Genomic DNA, 18,394 nt, shown 5'->3' with positions numbered 1-18,394 from the left:
CACCTACGATGCAAACCACCACGGCGCCCACCACTGCCGGCAACGACGCGCGTATCGACGCCATCGACAAGGTCATGGGCCGCACCGCCTATGCGGCGGACCGGTTGCCGCCCCGCCTCGCCCACGCGATGCCGGTCACGGCCACCATCGGCAAGGGCACCATCCTGTCGATCGATGTCGCCGCGGCAAGCCGCGTCAGGGGCGTTCTGCTGATCCTGACCCACGAGACGATGGACAGGCTCGCCCCGCCCCGCTTCCTGTTCGCCGGCGGCCACGCGTCGCAAAGCCATGCGGTGCTGCAATCGAACGCGGTCGCCTATCGCGGCCAGATGGTGGCCCTGGTGGTGGCGGAAACGCTGGAGGCCGCGACGGAAGCCGCGGCGCGCGTCGTCGTGCGCTATGACAAGGCACCCTTCACCGTGCGCATGGACGACGCAGGCGCCGAACGCGTGGGACAGGCCCGCGCGTTCGGGCTGCCGGCGATGGCCGACAAGGTGGTCGGCGATGCCGACGCCGCGCTGCGCGCGGCCGGGCTGGTGATGGTGGACCGGCGCTACGGCACACCGCCGCAGCACCAGAATCCCATCGAACTGATCGGCACGGTCGCGCAGTGGGAGGACGGCCGGCTCACCGTGCACGAGCCCACGCAGGCGGCCGAGGCGGTGCGCCAGGGATTGGCGGCGCAATTCGGCATCGATGCCGCCGCCGTGCGCGTGGTATCCCCGTCCATCGGCGGCGGCTTCGGCCAGAAGAACGCGCTGCTCCCGCATACCGCGGTGGTGGCCGCCGCGGCGCGGCGGCTCGGTCGTCCGGTCAAGCTGGTGGTGCCGCGCGCGCAGGCCTTTCACGCCGCGAGCTTCCGGCCGGCGTCCGTGCACAGAGTGCGCATCGGCGCGGCGCGCGATGGGCGCATGGTGGCCGCGGTGCACGAGACAGAGAGCCAGACCTCGCGCTTCGACCTGATGCCGGCGCTTGGCACCGAGATCACCGCCCGCATGTACGGCATCCCGAATTTCCGCGGGCACGAGGCGCTGGTGCGGCTCGATACGCAGACGCCCGGCTTCATGCGGGCGCCCTACGAAATGGCGGCATCGTTCGCCTTCGAATCGGCCGTCGACGAGCTGGCCTATCGGCTGGCGATGGACCCCGTTGCCCTGCGCGTGCTCAACGACACGCAGCGCGATCCGGTATCGGGCAAGCCGTTCTCGTCGCGGCATCTGGTCGAATGCCTGCGCCGCGGCGCCGCGCGGTTCGACTGGGCACGCCGTTCTCCGGTGCCGCGTTCCATGCGCGCCGCCGATGGCAGCCTGCTCGGACTCGGCGTGGCCGCCGGGGCCTACAAGGCCGCGACCGCGCCGGCGCTGGCGCGGCTGCGCCTGGAACCGGACGGCTCCGTCGCGGTGTCGGTCGGCGGCCATGAAATGGGCCAGGGCATCCGCACGGCCATTGCGCTGACCGTCTCCAGCGTACTGGGCGTGGCGCCCGCGCGCGTGCAGGTCGCGCTTGGCGACACCACCGCGCCGCCGCAGCACCTGACAGCCGGCTCGTGGGGCACCGCCACGGTCGTGCCCGCCGTGCAGCAGGCGGCCGCCGAAGTGCGCACCCAACTGATCGCCCTCGCCACTGGCACGCCCCGCGCGGCGCTGCACGGCGTCGCCGTGGAGCGCATCGTGCTGGCGGACGGCGCGCTGGGCGTGGCCGGCGGCCCGTCCGTGCCCATCGAGGCCGTCCTGCGCGACGCGCATCGCACCCATGTCGACAGCGAGGTACGCCGGCTCGCGCCCGGCCAGGTTGACCAGGCGATGGAGCGCGCAATGCGGGGCCTGCCCGCGGCGGCGGGGCCAGAATACCCCGACTTCGTCGCCATGTCCTATGCCGCGCATTTCGCCGAGGTGCATGTGAACCCGCGCACCGGCAAGGTCCGCGTCGTACGTGCCGTGGGCGTCTTCGACTGCGGCAGAGTGGCCAGTCCGCGCACGGCGCGCAGCCAGGCGTACGGCGGGATGATATGGGGCATCGGCGCGGCACTGTCCGAGGCAAGCGAGGTGGACCCGGCGGTGGGCGGCTTCCTGAACGCGGACATCGCCGAATACATGGTGCCGGTCAACGCCGACGTCGGAGCGCTGGAGGTCGACTTCATCGACAAGCCGGATTTCCGCCTGAACGCGGCCGGCGTCAAGGGCCTGGGCGAGGTCGCCTCGGTCGGTGCGGCGGCGGCGATCGCCAATGCGGTGTTCCACGCGACCGGTCAGCGCTTCACCCGCCTGCCGATCCGGCCGGACGATGTCGTGGCGCCATGAACGCCCCATGAACGCCATGAACGCCATCAATGCCATCAGCGCCATCAGTGCCGCGAGTGCCGCGCACCGGCATTGCCCGGCGGCAAGCGAGCGCTGCCTGACCGCATTGTCATCCTGACGTCAGGCTCATGCCCGCGCCGGCCCCTAGACTCGCATCGTGCCAGGCCACGGCACCGATCCGACGCATCCCATCCTCGTAAGTCCGGAAGGAGTCACCGATGACATCACCAAAAGACTGGCTTGCCGCCGTGCTAGCCACCACCCTCGCCCTTGGCGGCCTTGCTTCCACCGCGGCCAGCGCGGCGACCTTGCAGGCCGACACGTGGAACGGGACCGCGCGAACGTCCAAGGGCGGGCACGACGTATTCACCGACGGCGCGCGCGGCATCGACAAGCGCGACGCGTTCACCGACGGCGCGCGGGGCACCGACAAGCGCGACCCCTACACCCACGGCGGTTGATGACGGCGCAGCGACGTCCAAGGCCAGGGCGGCAGGCATGCCGCCCTTTTTCTTTTTCCGCGCCTCGCCTTGGCGGAAGGCAAGCCGGGCGGCCTTGCTAACATTCACGCTTTCTCCGGCCGTTACCTTTCCCTTTCCCCTCTACCCTTTTACCGATTAGCGAGGCCATTCCATGCCCCCCATCGCGCTGAGCGATCTGGAAGCATTTGCCGCCGTGGCAAGGCACCGCAGTTTCCGCCAGGCCGCGCTCGAGCGCGGCGTGTCCCCGTCCCTGCTGAGCCAGGTGGTCAGGCGCCTGGAGGACCAGCTCGGCGTGCAGCTGCTGCACCGGACCACGCGCAGCGTGACCGCGACGCAAGCCGGCGAAATGCTGCTGTCCGGACTCGAGCCCGCCTTTGCCGGCATCACGCAGGCGATCGACGAAGTGCGCGGCCTGCGCGCCCGGCCCGCGGGGCGGCTGCGAATCAATGCGCCGTTGCCGGTGGTCCATCTGCTGCTCGCGCCTATGGTCGCGGATTTCCTCGCCGCGTATCCCGACATCGAACTGGAGATCTCCAGCGACAACGCGCTGGTCGATGTGCTGGGCCAGGGTTTCGATGCGGGCGTGCGCTACGGCGAGGATCTGGCGCAGGACATGGTGGCCGTCCCGCTGCACCGGCCCAGCCGGCGCACGGTGGTGGCATCCCCGGCGCATCTGGCGCGCGTGGGCCGGCCCGACCATCCGCAGGCGCTGCCCTCGCACAATCTGATCGCGTATCGCTTTCCGCGCGGCACGATCCACCACTGGGAGTTCGCCCGCGATGGCGAGGCGTTTACCGTGCTGCCCCGGGGCAGCCTCACGGTCAACGATCCCATCCTCGGCGTGCGCGCCGCGGTCAGCGGCGTGGGTTTCGCGTGGATGTTCGACGACTACGTGCGGCCGCATATCGAGGCGGGCCGGCTCGTCAGCGTGCTGGACGACTGGAGCGCGCCGATGCCCGCGCCGTTTCTCTACTTCTCGAGCCGGCGCAACGTGCCCCCGCCGCTGCGCGCCTTCATCGACTTCGTGCGGGACCGTGCCGCGCGACCCGCGCAGCCTGCGGCCCTGTAGCGCGCCAAAAAGGCCTGCGCGGACGACCCCGCTCCTGTCGCCGCCGATTTGAGTCGGGTTGCGAAGCCAGGCCGTTAATTGCGTCATTGCCTCGAAAAAGACGGCCCGAGCACGGACCGTCGTCCCACACCCAAGGCCTACTGCACCGGCTTCGGCACCAATTCCGCAAGCCGCCTCACGGCGTCCTCCGCGCCCATGCCGGCGGCCACCTCCAGCACGGACATGCCGCGCGCATCCCGCGCCTGCGGGTCCGCGCCGGCGGCCAGCAGCATGTCCATCGTCTCGATGCGGTTGAACATCGCGGCCACCATCAGCGCGGTGCGGCCGTCGGGGCCGGCGTCGTCCACGGCTGCCCCATGGTCGAGCAGCAGCCGCACGATCCCGCCGTATCCCTTGAAGGCCGCGCCGGCCAGCGGGGTCTGTCCGCGGTCGCTGCGCAGCGCCGTATCGGCGCCATGGGCGAGCAGCACCGCCGCGGTATCCGCATGGCCGTGATAGCAGGCCAGCATCAACAGGCTGTCGCCGTTCTGGTTCAGCAGGTTCGGCGGCAGACCGTGCTCGAGCAACGGCCGCAGGCGCTGCGCATCGCCCGACCGCACCAGATCGAAGACCTGCTGGACATACGCCAGCGTCTCCTCGTCCAGCACGGGCCGGTCCGGCTTGTCGGCGTCCTGCGCCATCTACTTCGCTCCCGCGGCTTCGTCGACGCGCACGGGCGCTTCCGTCTTGCCGCTGGTATAGGTCGGCTGGGCGGGCCGCTGGTGGGGGGCCGGCTTGCCGGGCAGCGGCGGCAGCGCCCTGGCCTTGTCCAGATCGATGCCGGCAATCTGCGCCACCCGGCGGCCATAGTCCTCGTCGCAGTGCCACAGGTGCCAGACCATGCGCAGTTGTACGGGCTCTGGACATTGCTTCAGGTCGCCGCCGATGTTGTTGACCAGCTCGTCGCGCTCCCAGTCCTCGAAGGTACGGTAGCGCTCGCCGGCCTGCCGGTAGTCGTCCGCCGTGCGCGAGGTCTGGTAGCGGCCGAGATGGCCCTCCACCCACTGGTGATATTCCTTCGCCGGCTTCGGCGCCTCCTGCATTCCACCAAGGCCGCTCGGCTCGTAGTTGATGTGCTTGTTGGCGCCGGATGCATCGACGTAGTACGCCATCTGCCCGTCGCGCTGATTGGTGTGGGCGCGCGCCTGTTCCTGCGGCGCGTTGATCGGCAGTTGCAGATAGTTGGGACCGACGCGGTAGCGCTGCGTGTCGGAATAGGACAGCGTCCGGCCCTGCAGCATCTTGTCGTCGGAGAAATCCACGCCATCGACCAGCACCCCGGTGCCGAACGCGGACTGCTCGGTCTCGGCGAACACATTGTCCGGATTGCGGTCCAGCACCAGGCGGCCCACCGGCAGCAGGGGGAACTTGTCCTCGGGCCAGCGCTTGGTGTCGTCCAGCGGATCGAAGTCCAGTTCGGGATGCGCGTCGTCGCTCATGATCTGCACGCAGAACTCCCATTCCGGATAGTCGCCGCGCTCGATGGCCTCGTACAGGTCGCGCGTGGCATGGCCCACGTCCTGCGCCTGGATCTCGGCCGCCTGGGCCGCGGTGAGATTGCGCACGCCCTGCCTGGGCTGGAAGTGGAATTTCACCAGATGGGCCACGCCCTGGTCGTTGACCAGCTTGTACGTGTTCACGCCGGAGCCTTCCATCTCGCGATAGCTGGCCGGAATGCCCCACGGGCTCTTGACCCAGGTCACCATGTGCAAGGCTTCCGGCGACTGCGATACGAAGTCATAGAAGCGCCAGGGCTCCTGGCGGTTGGTCACCGGATCGGGCTTGAAGGCGTGGATCATGTCCGGAAACTTGATGGCGTCGCGGATAAAGAACACCTTGAGGTTGTTGCCCACCAGATCCCAGTTGCCGTCCACGGTCTTGAACTTGATCGCGAAGCCGCGCGGATCGCGCGCGGTTTCCGGCGACTCGCGGCCGCCGATCACGGTGGAGAAACGCACGAAGACCGGGGTGCGCACGCCCGTCTGGTTCAGCACCTTGGCGCGCGTGTATTTCGCGGCCGGTTCGTTGCCGATGCGGCCGTAGGCTTCGAACCAGCCATGCGCCCCGGTGCCGCGTGCATGGACCACGCGCTCGGGAATGCGCTCGCGATCGAAATGCGTGATCTTCTCGATGAACTGGTAGTTCTCCAGCGTGGCCGGCCCGCGCTCCCCGACGGAGCGCAGCGCCTGATTGTCGCTGACCGGATGCCCCTGCCGGGTCGTGAGGATGGGCTTTTTCTCGTTCATGACAGAACCTTTTCGATTGGGGGAGGAGGACCGCCGCAGTGCGGCGCGAAGAGCGGATGCCGCACGAATGCATGACGGCATGGAGGCGCCAGGCAAACGACTCGCGTCCGGCCCTGGCCAGGAAAGTCTTTCCATTCAAGGCGATATCCCCGGGGTGTCAAGGACGGCCAGCCGCGGCCGATGGCGAACCGGCCGCAACGCAGCCTGGAGCCCCGCCGCGCCGAGCGGCCGCTTTCCCCCTTCATGAACGCTGAACGGGCCTTCATCGCGGCGTCCTTCCGCCCTGCTGCCCTTTTGCATACAGTTCGCCCCCACTGGAAGTTGCCGCATACGGCCCCGCCGCCATCTCCGCGGTGTAGACGCGGCCCGACGGATCGACCACGGTACGGCCGGATGCGCCGCCCGCCCTTAACGACCCCACGCTCTTGCAAAACGATAACGAGGAGACTGCTTCAATGAACCGCCGACAGATCCTGCGCGCCACCTCGGTGGCGGCATTGTGTTTCTCGCTGACCAGCGGCATCGCCCACGCCGAGCCGATCGCCGGCGGCAAATCGGTCACGCTGGTGGTCGGCTTCGCGGCCGGCGGCGCCGCCGATGCCGCGGCGCGCCTGATCGCCAAGAAGCTGGCCGACAACCTGGGCCAGCCGGTGGTCGTCGACAACCGTGGCGGCGCCGGCGGCAATATCGCCCACCAGCACGTGGCCAACGGCCCCACGGACGGCAGCATGCTGCTGTTCGGCTCGATCGGACCGCTGACCATCGCGCCGCACCTGATGAAGCTGCCCTACGACCCGTTCAAGGACCTGGCGCCGGTGTCCGGCGGCGTGAACTTCCCCAACGTGCTGGTGGTGCACAAGGGCACCGGCGTAAAGAACCTGGCAGAGTTCGTGGCGCTGGCGAAGAAGAAGCCCGGCGCGGTCGACTATGCCTCCACCGGCGCGGGCTCCGCGTCCCATCTGGCCGGGGAACTGTTCAACCAGCGCGCCGGCGTCGAGATGGTCCATATCCCGTACAAGGGCGGCGCCCCGGCACTGCAGGACCTGCTGGGAGAACGCGTGACCTCGTACTTCGCCGCGCCCCCCACGGCGATGCCCCATGTCGAAACGGGCAAGCTGGTGCCGCTGGCCACCACGGGCACCGCGCGGCCCGACTATCTGCCCAACATTCCCACCGTGGCGGAATCCGGCTTCCCCGGCTTCGAGGCGCTGAACTGGTATGCCTTCGTCGCGCCGGGCAAGACGCCGACGGCGGTGCTGGACCGCTGGAACGTGGAGATCGTCAAGGTGCTCAATGACCCGGGCGTCAAGGATGCGCTGAACAAGCACGGCCTGACGCCGCAGCCCACCACGCGGCCGGAGCTGCTTGCCTTCATGAAGAAGGAAAGCGCGAAGTGGGGCGCCATCGTCAAGGAACGGAAGATCACCGTGAACTGAGTCCGGGGCGAGGATGCCGAGGAGCGCCGGCCGCCTGCCGGCGTTTCCAAGCGATCCTTCGCGTGACGCCTTCCCGGAGCGCCGATCTCGCGCTCTCTTTCCCGCACCGCCCTTCCTCGCGCTCTCCTTCCCGCACCGCCCTTCCTCGCGCTCTCCGTCCCGCACCGCCCTTCCTCGCGGTCCTCCGCCTGGCACAGCGCTTGCGTTCAGTCTTGGATACAAGATTGGATGCACCAAAATGCCACAGACGACCACGACGCCAGACACCACCACCTACGCTGCAACCGGTCCCTCCGCGGGTGAACCTCATTCCGGCGCCGCCGCATGGCTGCACCGCCTCGCTCCCGCCCCGGCAGCCCGCCAGGACGGCGACCTCGCGGGGTTGTCGTTCGCCGTCAAGGACAACATCGACGTGGCCGGCGTGCCGACCACCGCGGCCTGCCCCGCTTTCGCGTTCGTGCCGGACCAGAGCGCCGTCGTGGTGCAGCGCCTGATCGAGGCCGGTGCATCGCTGTGGGGCAAGACCAACCTGGACCAGTTCGCCTGCGGGCTCAATGGCACCCGCTCGCCGCACGGCGCCGTGCCGAACGCGTTCGACGCACGCTACGTGTCCGGCGGCTCCAGTTCCGGCTCCGCCTACGTGGTGGCCAGCGGCCAGGTCGACTTCTCGCTCGGTACCGATACCGCGGGCTCCGGCCGCGTGCCTGCCGGGCTCAACAACATCGTGGGCCTCAAGCCCAGCAAGGGCCTGATCAGCGCGCGCGGCGTGCTGCCCGCCGCGCAGAGCGTCGATTGCGTGTCGATCTTCGCGCCCACCGTGGCGATGGCCTGCCGCGTGCTGCAAGCCGCGCGCGGCTACGATCGCCTCGACCCCTACTCCCGCGCGCTGCCGTTGATCGACCGGCCGTTTCCGACGGCCTTCCGTTTTGGCGTGCCCGACCGGCTGGAGTTCTTCGGCGATGCCCAGGCGGAACAGGCGTTCGCCGCGGCCGTGCAGCGGCTGCGGGAGATGGGCGGCGAACCGGTGGCCATCGACTACCGCCCGCTGGCCGAGGCCGCCGCGCTGCTGTATGAGAGCGCGCTGGTGGCAGAGCGCTATGCCGCCATCCGGCCGTTCTTCGACGCCAGCGAGGCCGAGGTGGTGGAGCCCGTGCGCGGCATCATCGCGTCGGGCCGCCAGTACGGCGCCGCCGACGTATTCGCGGCGCAGACGCGCCTGCGCGCGCTGGGACAGCAGGCGGACGCGATGTGGGAGCGCATCGATACGCTGCTGGTCCCCACCGCGCCGACGCACTACACCATCGCGCAGATGCGCGACGATCCCGTCGCCCGGAACCGCAACCTCGGCGCCTATACCAACTTCGTCAACCTGCTGGACTATGCGGCGCTGTCCGTGCCGAGCAGCCTGCGCGAGGACGGGCTGCCGTTCGGCATCACGCTGATCGGCCCGTGCGGCAGCGATCTGCAACTGGCCGATCTCGGCCAGCGCTATCACCACGCCACCGGTTTGCCGCAGGGCGCGACCGGCGTGCCGCTGCCCGCGCCCCAGCCCATCGCGGGCCTCGCGCCCGCCGCGCAGGTGTTCGTGCAGGTCGCGGTGGTCGGGGCGCATCTGAGCGGCATGCCGCTGAACGGCCAGCTGACCGAGCGCGGCGCCCGGCGCCTGCGGCAGACCGTGACCGCGCCCGAGTACCGGCTGTACGCGCTGCCCGACAGCACGCCGCCCAAACCCGGGCTGCTGCGCGTGGAGGCCGGCGCCGGGCATCGCATCGCGGTCGAGGTCTGGGAGATGCCCATCGAGGCATACGGCTCCTTCGTCGCGCTGATCCCGTCGCCGCTGGCGATCGGCCGCATCCGGCTGGACGACCGTACCGAGGTGCAGGGCTTCCTGTGCGAGGCCCAGGCACTGGGCCATGCGGAGGACATCAGCCGCCATGGCGGCTGGCGCGCCTATCTCGAAACCCGCGGCGCCAGCTGACCGCGGCAGCCCCGCACTCCTTTCCACCAACAACGAATCCGATCTCGATCTCAAGGAGCGATCTCATGTCTCGCAATGCCGCTGGTTTGCCCGACCTCACCCTCGATACCGCCGACCATCTGCCCCGCCGGCGGCGCCTGCTGAAGGCCGCCGCCGCGGCCACCGCGCTGGGTACGCTGGGCGCCCCCGCCGTCGTGCGGGCGCAATCGACCCCGGCCATCCGCATCGGCTTCTGGCCCGTCGCCTCCGGCCTGCCCTTCTTCGTCGCGCTGGACAAGGGCTATTTCAAGGAAGCGGGCCTGAACGTGCAGCCGCTGAAGTTCGCCAGCCCGCAGCAGGTCACCGAAGCCATCCTCGCCGGCCGCGCCGAAGGCAGCGCCAACGGCACGGCGTCGGCCGCGCTGGCCATCGGCGAGATCGCGCAACCGGGACTGGTCAAGATCTTCTGCACCAATCCCACCAACGCGAAGTACGTACTGGACGAGTTCATCGTCGCCAAGGACAGCCCCTACAAGAGCATCGCCGAACTGAAGGGCAAGAAGATCGGCTGCGGCCCCGGCCTGCAGAACGTGGTGCTGGCCAAGGCCGTGCTCGAACGCGCGGGCGCGACGGGCGCCACCGTGGTGGAGCTGCCCATCGGCCAGCACGTGGCGTCGATCGCGGCGGGGCAGATCGAGGCCTGCTACACGTTGGAGCCAACCGGCACGGTCGGCCGCCTGAACGGCACCACCCGCACGCTGGAAGTCGGCGTGATCGCGAAATACGTGCTGGGCGACCCGATGGCGCCGTGGCATGGCGGCTCTGCGAGCCTGTCCAGCGAATTCATCGCCAAGTATCCGGACGCGGCGAAGAAGTACATCGCCGCCTACCGGCGCGCCGTCGACCTGGTCAAGCAGAACCCGACCGAAGCCCGCGCCTCGCTCAAGGGCTACACCGCCATCGAAGGGGCCCTGACCGCGGAAGTGCCGATGTCCGACTACCTGTTCTCCACCGACTTCAAGCCCAGCGACGTGGCGCACTTCCAGAAGTACTTCGACCTGTTCTCGGACAAGGGCGTGTTCAGCCGCCGGGTGGTCGTCGACACCATGCTGTACAAGGGATGAGCGAGGAATGACGGCCATGCAAGACACCCCTGCCACCACTTCCGCCGCACCGCCGCCCTGGGCGGCGGCGGCCGCCGCGCCGGCCGCCACGCAGCCGCCACGGGCATCGCTGGGCAGCAGGCTGCTGCCCTTCGTGGGCCCGCTGGTGCTGTTCGTGATCTGGGACCTCGCGGTCCGCGGCGGCTTTATCAAGGCCATCCTGCTGCCCTCCCCGGCCGACACCATTGCCACGCTCGTGTCGGGCCTGCTGGGCGGCCCGCTGCTCACCGACTTCCTCGTGACGGTGGCCCGCACGCTGCAGGCGTTCGTGATCGCGGCGGTGGTCGGCATGCCCGTGGGCGTGCTGCTGGGCAGCAACGAGAAGGCGTACCGCAGCGTGGAGTTCCTGATCGACTTCTTCCGCTCCACGCCGTCGTCCGCGCTGATCCCGCTGTTCCTGCTGATCTTCGGCGTGTCGGACATCAACAAGGTTGCCATCGCAGCGTTCGGCGCCTTCCTGATCGTGGTCTTCAACAGCGCCTATGGCGTGATCAACGCGCGCAAGCAGCGCGTGGCGGCCGCCAAAGTCATGGGCGCCTCGCGTTGGCAGATCTTCAAGGACGTACTGGTGTGGGAGAGCCTGCAACCGTCGTTCGTCGGACTGCGCTCGGCGGTGTCGATGGCGCTGGTGATCGTGATCGTGGCCGAGATGTTCATCGGCTCCGAGAATGGCCTGGGCCACCGCATCATCGACGCCCAGCAGGTGCTGAACGTCAAGAGCATGTACGCGGCCATCCTCGCCGCCGGCGCGCTCGGCTATGTGTTGAACATCCTGTTTCTGGTGATCGAACGCCGGATCGTGCATTGGAGCGGCAGATGAGCGAAGTGATCAATGGCCCCGTCTTCGCGGATGCGCCGCGACCGGCCTTCCGTCCCGGCCCCGCCGGCACCCACATCACCATCCGCGGGCTGACGAAGTACTTCGCAGGCTGGCCGCTGTACGAGAACTTCGACCTCGACATCCCCAAGGGCAAGATCGTCTCGATCTTCGGGCCCAACGGCTGCGGCAAGTCCACGCTGATCAACATGATCGCGGGACTGGTGCCGATCGACGCGGGCGAGATCCTGTTCGACGGCAAGTCGCTGAAGGACACCAAGATCGGCTACGTGTTCCAGAACTATCGCGAGGCGATGTTTCCGTGGATGCGCACCATCGACAATATCGCCTACCCGCTGAAGCTGGCGGGCCAGTCCAAGGCCGAGGTGGACCGCCGGATGGCCGAGCTGGTGGCCTCGTTCGACGTCAAGTTCGACCTGAACCGGTACCCGTACGAGCTCTCGGGCGGCCAGCAGCAGACCGCGTCGATCATGCGCGCGCTGGCGCCCAAGCCCGAGGTCCTGTTCCTCGACGAGCCCTTCTCCGCGCTGGACTTCGAGATGACGCTGTTCATCCGCGAGAAGCTGCAGGAAGTGTTCATGCAGACCGGCACCACGATGATGCTGGTATCGCACGACCTGGAGGAAGCGGTGTACCTCGCCGACGAAGTGCTGCTGCTGACCAAGCGGCCGACCCGCGTGGCGCAGATCCTGCACTACGAGGATGCGCGCCCCCGCACGGTCGAGACGCTGTCGCGGCCTAGCTTCGTCGAGATGAAGCGCCAGAGCATGGAAATCTTCCAGCGCGAAGTCCGCCGCTGACATGCGGCGCCGGTGCACGGCGGCAGCGCGCCCCGGCGGCCGCCGCCAGCCCGTCGCCGTTCCGGCTCGACTACAGTAGCGCTACCGCGACCCATTGCCGATGCAAACCATGACCACAAGATCGCCAGCTCCCGCCGACGCTCCGGGCCAGCCCACCGCCGGGCCATGGCCGCGGCGATCGGTGGCGGACCAGGTCTACGAGGGACTCAAGCGCGATATCGGCGAGTTCCTGCTGGTGCCGGGCGACCGCTTCACCGAGCACGAGCTGTGCGCCCGGCTCGGCGTGTCGCGCACGCCCATCCGGCAGGCGCTGGTGCGGCTGCAGCAGGAAGGCTACGTGGAGGTGATGTTCCGCAGCGGCTGGCGCGTGCTGCCGTTCGACTTCGACAAGTTCGAGCAGCTGTACGACCTGCGCATGGTGCTGGAGACCACCGCCGCGCAGCGGCTATGCGCGCAGGCCGCTGGCGACGGCAAGCGCATGGGGGAAGACGGCCTCGCACGGCTGGCCGCCATCTGGCTCGTCGACCCCGCGCAGCGCAGCACCGATGGCGCCCAGGTCAGCGCCTGGGACGAGGCCTTCCATTGCGGGCTGGTGGAGGCCGCTGGCAATGCGGAGATGGCACGCGTGCATCGCGACATCACCGACCGCATCCGCATCATCCGGCGGCTGGACTTCACCAAGACGCCCCGCATCGAGGCCACCTACGACGAGCACGCCGACATCCTGCGCGCCATCCTGGCCGGCCGCGCCGACCCGGCCACGCGGCTGCTGCGCGCGCATATCGAGGCAAGCCAGGCAGAGGTGCGCAAGATCACGCTGCACCAGGTGTTCATGGCGCGGCATGCGGGGGGCGGCGGGGCGGGCTGACAGCGGCGGCGGCGCCCCGCACTCTCAGGTCACCGGCGCCGGATTGAACAGCGCCAGCGCGTTATACAGCTTGTGGTGCTCGGCCCAGGTCTTCTTGCGGCCGCTGGCCACGTCGAGCATCAGCCGGAACAGCTCCCAGCCCACCTCCTCGATGCTGGCCTCGCCGGTGGCGATGCGGCCGGCGTTGACGTCCATCAGGTCGTGCCAGCGCCGCGCCAGGTCGTTGCGGGTGGCGACCTTGATCACCGGCACCTCGGCCAGCCCGTACGGCGTACCGCGGCCCGTGGTGAACACGTGCAGGTTCATGCCGGCCGCCAGTTGCAGCGTGCCGCAGATGAAGTCGCTGGCGGGCGTCGCCGCGTAGATCAGCCCCTTCTGGCGCAGCTTCTCGCCCGGCGACAGCACGCCGCTGATGGCCGAGGAGCCGGACTTGACGATCGAGCCCATCGCCTTCTCGACGATATTGGACAGCCCGCCCTTCTTGTTGCCCGGGGAGGTGTTGGCGCTGCGGTCGGCCCGTCCGCGCTGGAGGTAGCGGTCGTACCAGTCCATCTCGCGGATCATGGCCTGCGCCACCTCGGGGGTCGCGGCGCGGGAAGTGAGCTGGTCGATGCCGTCGCGCACCTCCGTGACCTCCGAGAACATCACCGTGCCGCCGGCGCGCACCAGCAGGTCGGTCGCATAGCCGACCGCGGGGTTGGCGGTCACGCCGGAGAACGCATCGCTGCCGCCGCATTGCACGCCGACCACCAGGTCCGAGGCCGGGCAGGTCTCGCGGCGGCGGGCGTTCAGCACCGCCAGATTCTTCTCGGCCATCGCCATGATCGAGTCGATCATGCTTTCGAAGCCGACATGCTCGTCGTCCTGCAGGCACACCACGCCCACCTGCACCTCTCCCGCCCCGGTCTGGATGGGAATGGTGCCGGCCGGCAGCAGGCGGTCCGGCTGCAGCTTCTCGCAGCCCAGGCTCACCATCATCGCGGTGCCGCCGAAGTTGGGGTTGAGCGCGATATTGCGCAGCGTGCGGATCGGCACCACCGCATCGGGCGCGTCGATGGCGACGCCGCAGCCGTAGGTGTGCTCCAGCCCGACCACGTCATCGACGTTGGGGTAGCGCGGCAGCAGCTCGGCCTTGATGCGGCGCACGGCGTGCTCGACCACGCCGGAGACGCACTGCACGGTGGTGGTGATCGCCAGGATGTTGCGCGTGCCCACCGAGCCGTCGGCATTGCGATAGCCCTCGAAGGTATAGCCTTCCAGCGGCGGCAGCGGCGCGGGCACGCGGGTGCCGATCGGCAGATCGTCCAGGCCGGGCGCGGGCGGCATCTCGATGACGCGCTCGTTGACCCAGCTGCCGCGCGGCAGGTCCCGCGACGCGTAGCCGATCACCACGTTGTAGCGCAGCACGGCATCGCCCTGCTTCAGGTCGACCAGGGCCACCTTGTGGCCCTGGGGCACGCGCTCGCGCAGCGTCAGCCCGCACGGGAACACCGCCCCTTCGGCTAAGCCCCCATCGTTGGCCACGATGGCGACGTTGTCATGCTCGTGCATGCGGATATAGAGGGGCGACATGGCCGGCCGGGCGGCCTGGGGATCTTGTTCTGACATGGACAGCGTTCCTGCGAAAGGGCCGCGCGCGGGGCGCGAGGCGACGGTGCGGCATCGAAGTGTCCCGGCGCCATGGCGGCCGGAACAGCCTCGATGATAGCGCTATCATGAAGCCGCGGGGCCCGGGTTTACCCCCGAAGCGCCGAATTGCCGAGGACCATCCTCGCCCCGCCGATTGCAAGCCACGCAGCCGGAATTACAGCCGGGACAGGGCATTCCCGCGTCTGGATGGCCGGGGGTGCCGCTTACTGCGCGGTATGGATTTTGCGGCCAGCCCCTTCGCACCCGCCGCTAACGGAGGAATCCATGGAAACCACAGCATCCACAGACAGCACCGCCGGCGCAGGCAGCGCCGCCCGTCCCTTTGCCGTCGTCACCGGTGCGTCGACCGGCATCGGCTTTCATCTGGCGCGATGCTGCGCCGAAGGCGGCTTCGATCTGCTGATCGCCGCCGACGAACCGGAGATCGAGAACGCGGCCCGCACGCTGCAGGCCACCGGGGCGATGGTCACGCCGATCCAGGTGGATCTCGCCACGCCGCGCGGCGTCGACACGCTGTATCAGGCCGCGCAAGGCCGGCCCATCGATGCGCTGCTGGCCAACGCCGGGCGCGGACTGGGCCGGGGATTTCTGGAGCAGGACTTCAAGGACATCCAGCGCGTGATCGAGACCAACGTCACCGGCACGATCGACCTGGTCCACCGCGTGGGCAAGGACATGCTGGCGCGCCGGCAGGGCCGCATCCTGATCACCGGCTCGATCGCCGGCTTCATGCCGGGGACCTATCAGGCCGTCTACAACGCCAGCAAGGCCTTCCTCGATTCCTTCTCCTTCGCGCTGCGCCATGAACTGCTGGAAACCGGCGTGTCGGTGACCTGCCTGATGCCGGGCGCTACCGAGACGGAGTTCTTCGAGCGCGCGGACATGCTCGACACCAAGATCGCCACGGACAAGAAGTCCGATCCGGCCGACGTGGCCCGGAGCGGCTTCGAGGCGATGATGCGCGGCGACAGCAACGTCATCGTCGGTTGGCAGAACAAATTGCAGGCGGCCATCGCGAGCGTCTCGCCGGCCGACCTGGTGGCCGAGCGCCACCGGCAGATGGCCCAGCCCGGCACGGCGCGTTGACCGCTGCCCGCGTCGCAACGAAAAAGGGAGTCGCGTAGCGACTCCCTCTTCGTTTCCGCAGGCGCCGTTTACGCCGCGGCGTCCTTCAGCTTCTTCAGCGGGCGGACCTTGACCTTGACGCTCGCCGGCTTGGCCGGGAACCAGCGCTCCTCGCCGGAGAACGGGTCCTTGCCGAAGCGCTTCTTCTTCGCCGGCACCTGCTGGGCCGTGATCTTCATCAGGCCGGGCAGCGTGAATTCGCCGGCGCCCTTCTTGTTCAGCGCGCTGACGATGGTGTTTTCGAGATGCGCGAGCACCGTCTTCACGGCCTTGGCATCGACTTGAGTCTGGGCGACCAGATGAGCGACCAGGCTCGACTTGTTGAAGGTGTCCTTCAACGGACGGGGCGTCACGGCCGCGGCCGTGGCCGCCTTCTTCGCCGGCGCGGCCTGCTTCGCAGCGGCCTTCACGGGAGCCGCCTTCTTCGCGGGCGCCTTGGTTGCCGCGGCCTTCTTGCCGGCGGGCTTGGTTTCAGTCTTCGCGGACGGTTTCGCTTTGGTCGCCATGTTGTTCAGGATGAGTTGGACAGATGAACACCGCGCTTCGTCCGATGGGCTCGTGCTGTCGAACGTGGGCGCGGCGGCCACTGAATCATAGCGGAAAGTAGCGGATTTCAAGGGGTTTTCGTGCATTGGCATAGGCTGACCTCGTAAAAACCCCGGGTTTTGCCGCGCTTTTTGCGGTCGACGGACTCGCGCGGCGCGCAAACCGCCGGCAAAGCGGGGCTTGCGCGTGCGCAGCACCGGCGCGATAGTGCGGCATTGCCGCTGCCGGAGCGCCGTTCGCCATGAGAAGACGAATCGCCAGGGTGTTGCTGTGGGTCGTGGGGCTGGTGGTCGCCCTGCTGATCATCGGCCTCGGCCTGCGGGCCTGGGGCGCGTGGCGCGGAGCACCGCTGTCGCCCTGGCACAAGGTCGTGCCGCAGGAGCTCTCCGCGAGCGAGATCGAGGGCGCGGACTGGCAGACGTACCTGCGGCACGAGGACGCGCTGTTCGCGCAGGTACGCCGCGAGGTCGTGCAGGACACGGGGAACGCCGCCGGCTCGGTTCCGATCAACCGCTACTATCGCGGCAGCGTGATCGACCCGGCCGGCTTCCGTCAGGACTGGAACCGCTCCTACACGCTGGCGCCGGCGGGCAAGCCGGTGGGCGCGGTGGTGCTGCTGCACGGCCTGACCGACTCGCCGTACAGCCTGCGGCATATCGCGCGCCGCTATCAGGAGCGCGGCTTCGTCGCCATCGGCATCCGCATGCCGGGACACGGCACGGTGCCGGCCGGACTGAGCGATATCGAATGGGAGAGCTGGATGGCCGCCACGCGGCTTGCCGTGCGCGAGGCGCGCCGGCAGGCGGGCGACGATGCGCCGCTGCATCTGGTGGGGTTTTCCAACGGGGGCGCGCTGGCGATGAAGTACGCGCTGGACTCGCTGGAGCAGACCGGACTGGCGCGCCCCGAACGGCTGGTACTGCTGTCCCCGATGATCGGCATCACGCGCTTTGCCCGCATGGCAGGACTGGCCGGGCTGCCGGCCGTGCTGCCCGCATTCGCCAAGGCCGCGTGGCTGGACGTCATGCCGGAGTTCAATCCCTTCAAGTACAACTCGTTCCCCGTCAACGGCGCGCGCCAGTCCTACCGGCTCACCGCCGCGCTGCAGGAGCAGATCGTGCGGATGGCCGCCACGCCGGCGATGGCAAAGCTGCCGCCGGTGCTGACCTTTCAGTCGGTGATGGACTTCACCGTCAGCACCCCCGCCGTGCTCACCGCCCTGTACGCCTATCTGCCAGCGAACGGCAGCGAACTGGTGCTGTTCGACGTGAACCGCGACCTCAAGGTCGGCGCCCTGCTCAACACCCGCTCCGCGCGGGCGCTGGAACGCATGATGCCGCCGCTGCCCGAGCTGTATCGCCTGACGGTGATCGCGAGCACCGCGGATGGCGCGGGCGGCACGGTAGAGAGGGTCATCGAGCCCGGGCAGGAGTCGGCGCGCGCGCGCACGCTCGACATTCCCTATCCCCCGGAGGTCTTCTCGCTGTCGCATGTGGCCCTGCCCTTCCCGCTGGACGACCCGCTGTACGGCATGCGCCCGGCCGCCGACGCCGCCCGGGAGTACGGCCTGACGCTGGGCGCGCTCAGTGCGCGGGGCGAGCGCGGTGCGCTGATCGTCAATCTGGACGCGCTGTTCCGGATTTCATCGAATCCGTTCTATCCCTATATGCTGGCCCGCATCGAGGAAGGCATGGGGCCGGGGGCGGCTGGCGCCGTGCCGCTTCCCGACGCGGCGCGCGAGCGGGCCACGGCCAACGCGCTGCGCTCGCGCACGCCGGAGCCGCGGTTGCCCGTGGGGTTCGGGGAAGATGAGGAGGGGTATGAGGAGGTGCCGACGCCTTAGGGGCTAAGCTTTCGGCGTCAATGGCGGGGGAA

The 18,394-nt window shown here is 69.0% G+C and carries 15 protein-coding genes; 11 read left to right on the top strand and 4 right to left on the bottom strand.

Translation table 11 applies throughout. The features are described 5' to 3' along the window. The first annotated feature begins 8 nt into the window (after positions 1 to 8). The 3 genes from LDO27_RS00770 (at position 9) to LDO27_RS00760 (ending at position 3,851) form a co-directional block, all read left to right on the top strand. Positions 9 to 2,300, top strand: a complete 2,292-nt coding sequence (locus LDO27_RS00770) for a xanthine dehydrogenase family protein molybdopterin-binding subunit (protein WP_224039047.1) — start codon at positions 9 to 11, stop codon at positions 2,298 to 2,300. Positions 2,301 to 2,518: 218 nt separating this feature from the next. Further along, complete coding sequence (locus tag LDO27_RS00765; protein ID WP_224039045.1) at positions 2,519 to 2,761, top strand: hypothetical protein; 243 nt, start codon at positions 2,519 to 2,521, stop codon at positions 2,759 to 2,761. A 172-nt stretch (positions 2,762 to 2,933) separates the two neighbouring features. Beyond that, positions 2,934 to 3,851, top strand: coding sequence for a LysR family transcriptional regulator (locus tag LDO27_RS00760; RefSeq protein ID WP_224039043.1), 918 nt, complete (start codon positions 2,934 to 2,936; stop codon positions 3,849 to 3,851). Between the two features lie 137 nt (positions 3,852 to 3,988). Here LDO27_RS00760 and LDO27_RS00755 read toward each other — a convergent pair whose 3' ends face one another. Both LDO27_RS00755 and LDO27_RS00750 read right to left on the bottom strand, forming a co-directional pair. Further along, positions 3,989 to 4,531 (bottom strand): ankyrin repeat domain-containing protein, encoded by a 543-nt coding sequence (locus LDO27_RS00755; RefSeq protein WP_224039042.1) that lies wholly within the window; start codon positions 4,529 to 4,531, stop codon positions 3,989 to 3,991. Then, a complete protein-coding gene (locus LDO27_RS00750) occupies positions 4,532 to 6,136 on the bottom strand; it encodes a catalase (protein WP_224039041.1) in 1,605 nt (534 codons plus the stop codon). 455 nt (positions 6,137 to 6,591) lie between these two features. Between LDO27_RS00750 and LDO27_RS00745 the strand changes: the two genes are divergently transcribed. From LDO27_RS00745 to LDO27_RS00720, 6 genes are all read left to right on the top strand, one after another. Continuing rightward, complete coding sequence (locus LDO27_RS00745) at positions 6,592 to 7,572, top strand: Bug family tripartite tricarboxylate transporter substrate binding protein (protein WP_224039040.1); 981 nt, start codon at positions 6,592 to 6,594, stop codon at positions 7,570 to 7,572. Positions 7,573 to 7,810: 238 nt separating this feature from the next. Further along, complete coding sequence (gene atzF, locus LDO27_RS00740; protein WP_224039039.1) at positions 7,811 to 9,550, top strand: allophanate hydrolase; 1,740 nt, start codon at positions 7,811 to 7,813, stop codon at positions 9,548 to 9,550. A 65-nt stretch (positions 9,551 to 9,615) separates the two neighbouring features. Further along, complete coding sequence (locus tag LDO27_RS00735) at positions 9,616 to 10,653, top strand: ABC transporter substrate-binding protein (RefSeq protein WP_222205354.1); 1,038 nt, start codon at positions 9,616 to 9,618, stop codon at positions 10,651 to 10,653. Between the two features lie 16 nt (positions 10,654 to 10,669). Then, positions 10,670 to 11,512: an ABC transporter permease gene (locus LDO27_RS00730; protein WP_222205351.1), complete on the top strand. Its 843-nt coding sequence runs from the start codon at positions 10,670 to 10,672 to the stop codon at positions 11,510 to 11,512. Next, positions 11,509 to 12,330 carry an ABC transporter ATP-binding protein gene (locus LDO27_RS00725; RefSeq protein WP_224039038.1) on the top strand — a complete coding sequence of 274 codons (822 nt, stop codon included), beginning with the start codon at positions 11,509 to 11,511 and terminating at the stop codon, positions 12,328 to 12,330. Before LDO27_RS00730 ends, LDO27_RS00725 begins: the two co-directional genes overlap by 4 nt. Before the next feature lie 109 nt (positions 12,331 to 12,439). Then, positions 12,440 to 13,198: a GntR family transcriptional regulator gene (locus LDO27_RS00720; RefSeq protein WP_224039037.1), complete on the top strand. Its 759-nt coding sequence runs from the start codon at positions 12,440 to 12,442 to the stop codon at positions 13,196 to 13,198. A gap of 24 nt (positions 13,199 to 13,222) precedes the next feature. On the opposite strand, the gene garD is transcribed toward LDO27_RS00720, so the two are convergent. Further along, on the bottom strand, positions 13,223 to 14,806 hold the full coding sequence (garD, locus tag LDO27_RS00715; RefSeq protein ID WP_224039036.1) for a galactarate dehydratase: 1,584 nt from the start codon (positions 14,804 to 14,806) through the stop codon (positions 13,223 to 13,225). A gap of 306 nt (positions 14,807 to 15,112) precedes the next feature. On the opposite strand from garD, the gene LDO27_RS00710 reads away from it, so the two are divergent. Then, a complete protein-coding gene (locus tag LDO27_RS00710; protein WP_222205339.1) occupies positions 15,113 to 15,934 on the top strand; it encodes an SDR family NAD(P)-dependent oxidoreductase in 822 nt (273 codons plus the stop codon). A gap of 68 nt (positions 15,935 to 16,002) precedes the next feature. On the opposite strand, the gene LDO27_RS00705 is transcribed toward LDO27_RS00710, so the two are convergent. Continuing rightward, positions 16,003 to 16,479 carry an HU family DNA-binding protein gene (locus tag LDO27_RS00705; RefSeq protein WP_222206226.1) on the bottom strand — a complete coding sequence of 159 codons (477 nt, stop codon included), beginning with the start codon at positions 16,477 to 16,479 and terminating at the stop codon, positions 16,003 to 16,005. 281 nt (positions 16,480 to 16,760) lie between these two features. Between LDO27_RS00705 and LDO27_RS00700 the strand changes: the two genes are divergently transcribed. After that, complete coding sequence (locus LDO27_RS00700; RefSeq protein WP_224039034.1) at positions 16,761 to 18,362, top strand: alpha/beta hydrolase; 1,602 nt, start codon at positions 16,761 to 16,763, stop codon at positions 18,360 to 18,362. Positions 18,363 to 18,394: the final 32 nt, after the last annotated feature.

Source organism: Cupriavidus respiraculi, assembly GCF_914271545.1.
Classification (GTDB): Bacteria; Pseudomonadota; Gammaproteobacteria; order Burkholderiales; family Burkholderiaceae; genus Cupriavidus; species Cupriavidus respiraculi.
Note: the sequence above shows the minus strand (reverse complement) of the source record. Positions and strands in the feature narration are given on the sequence as shown.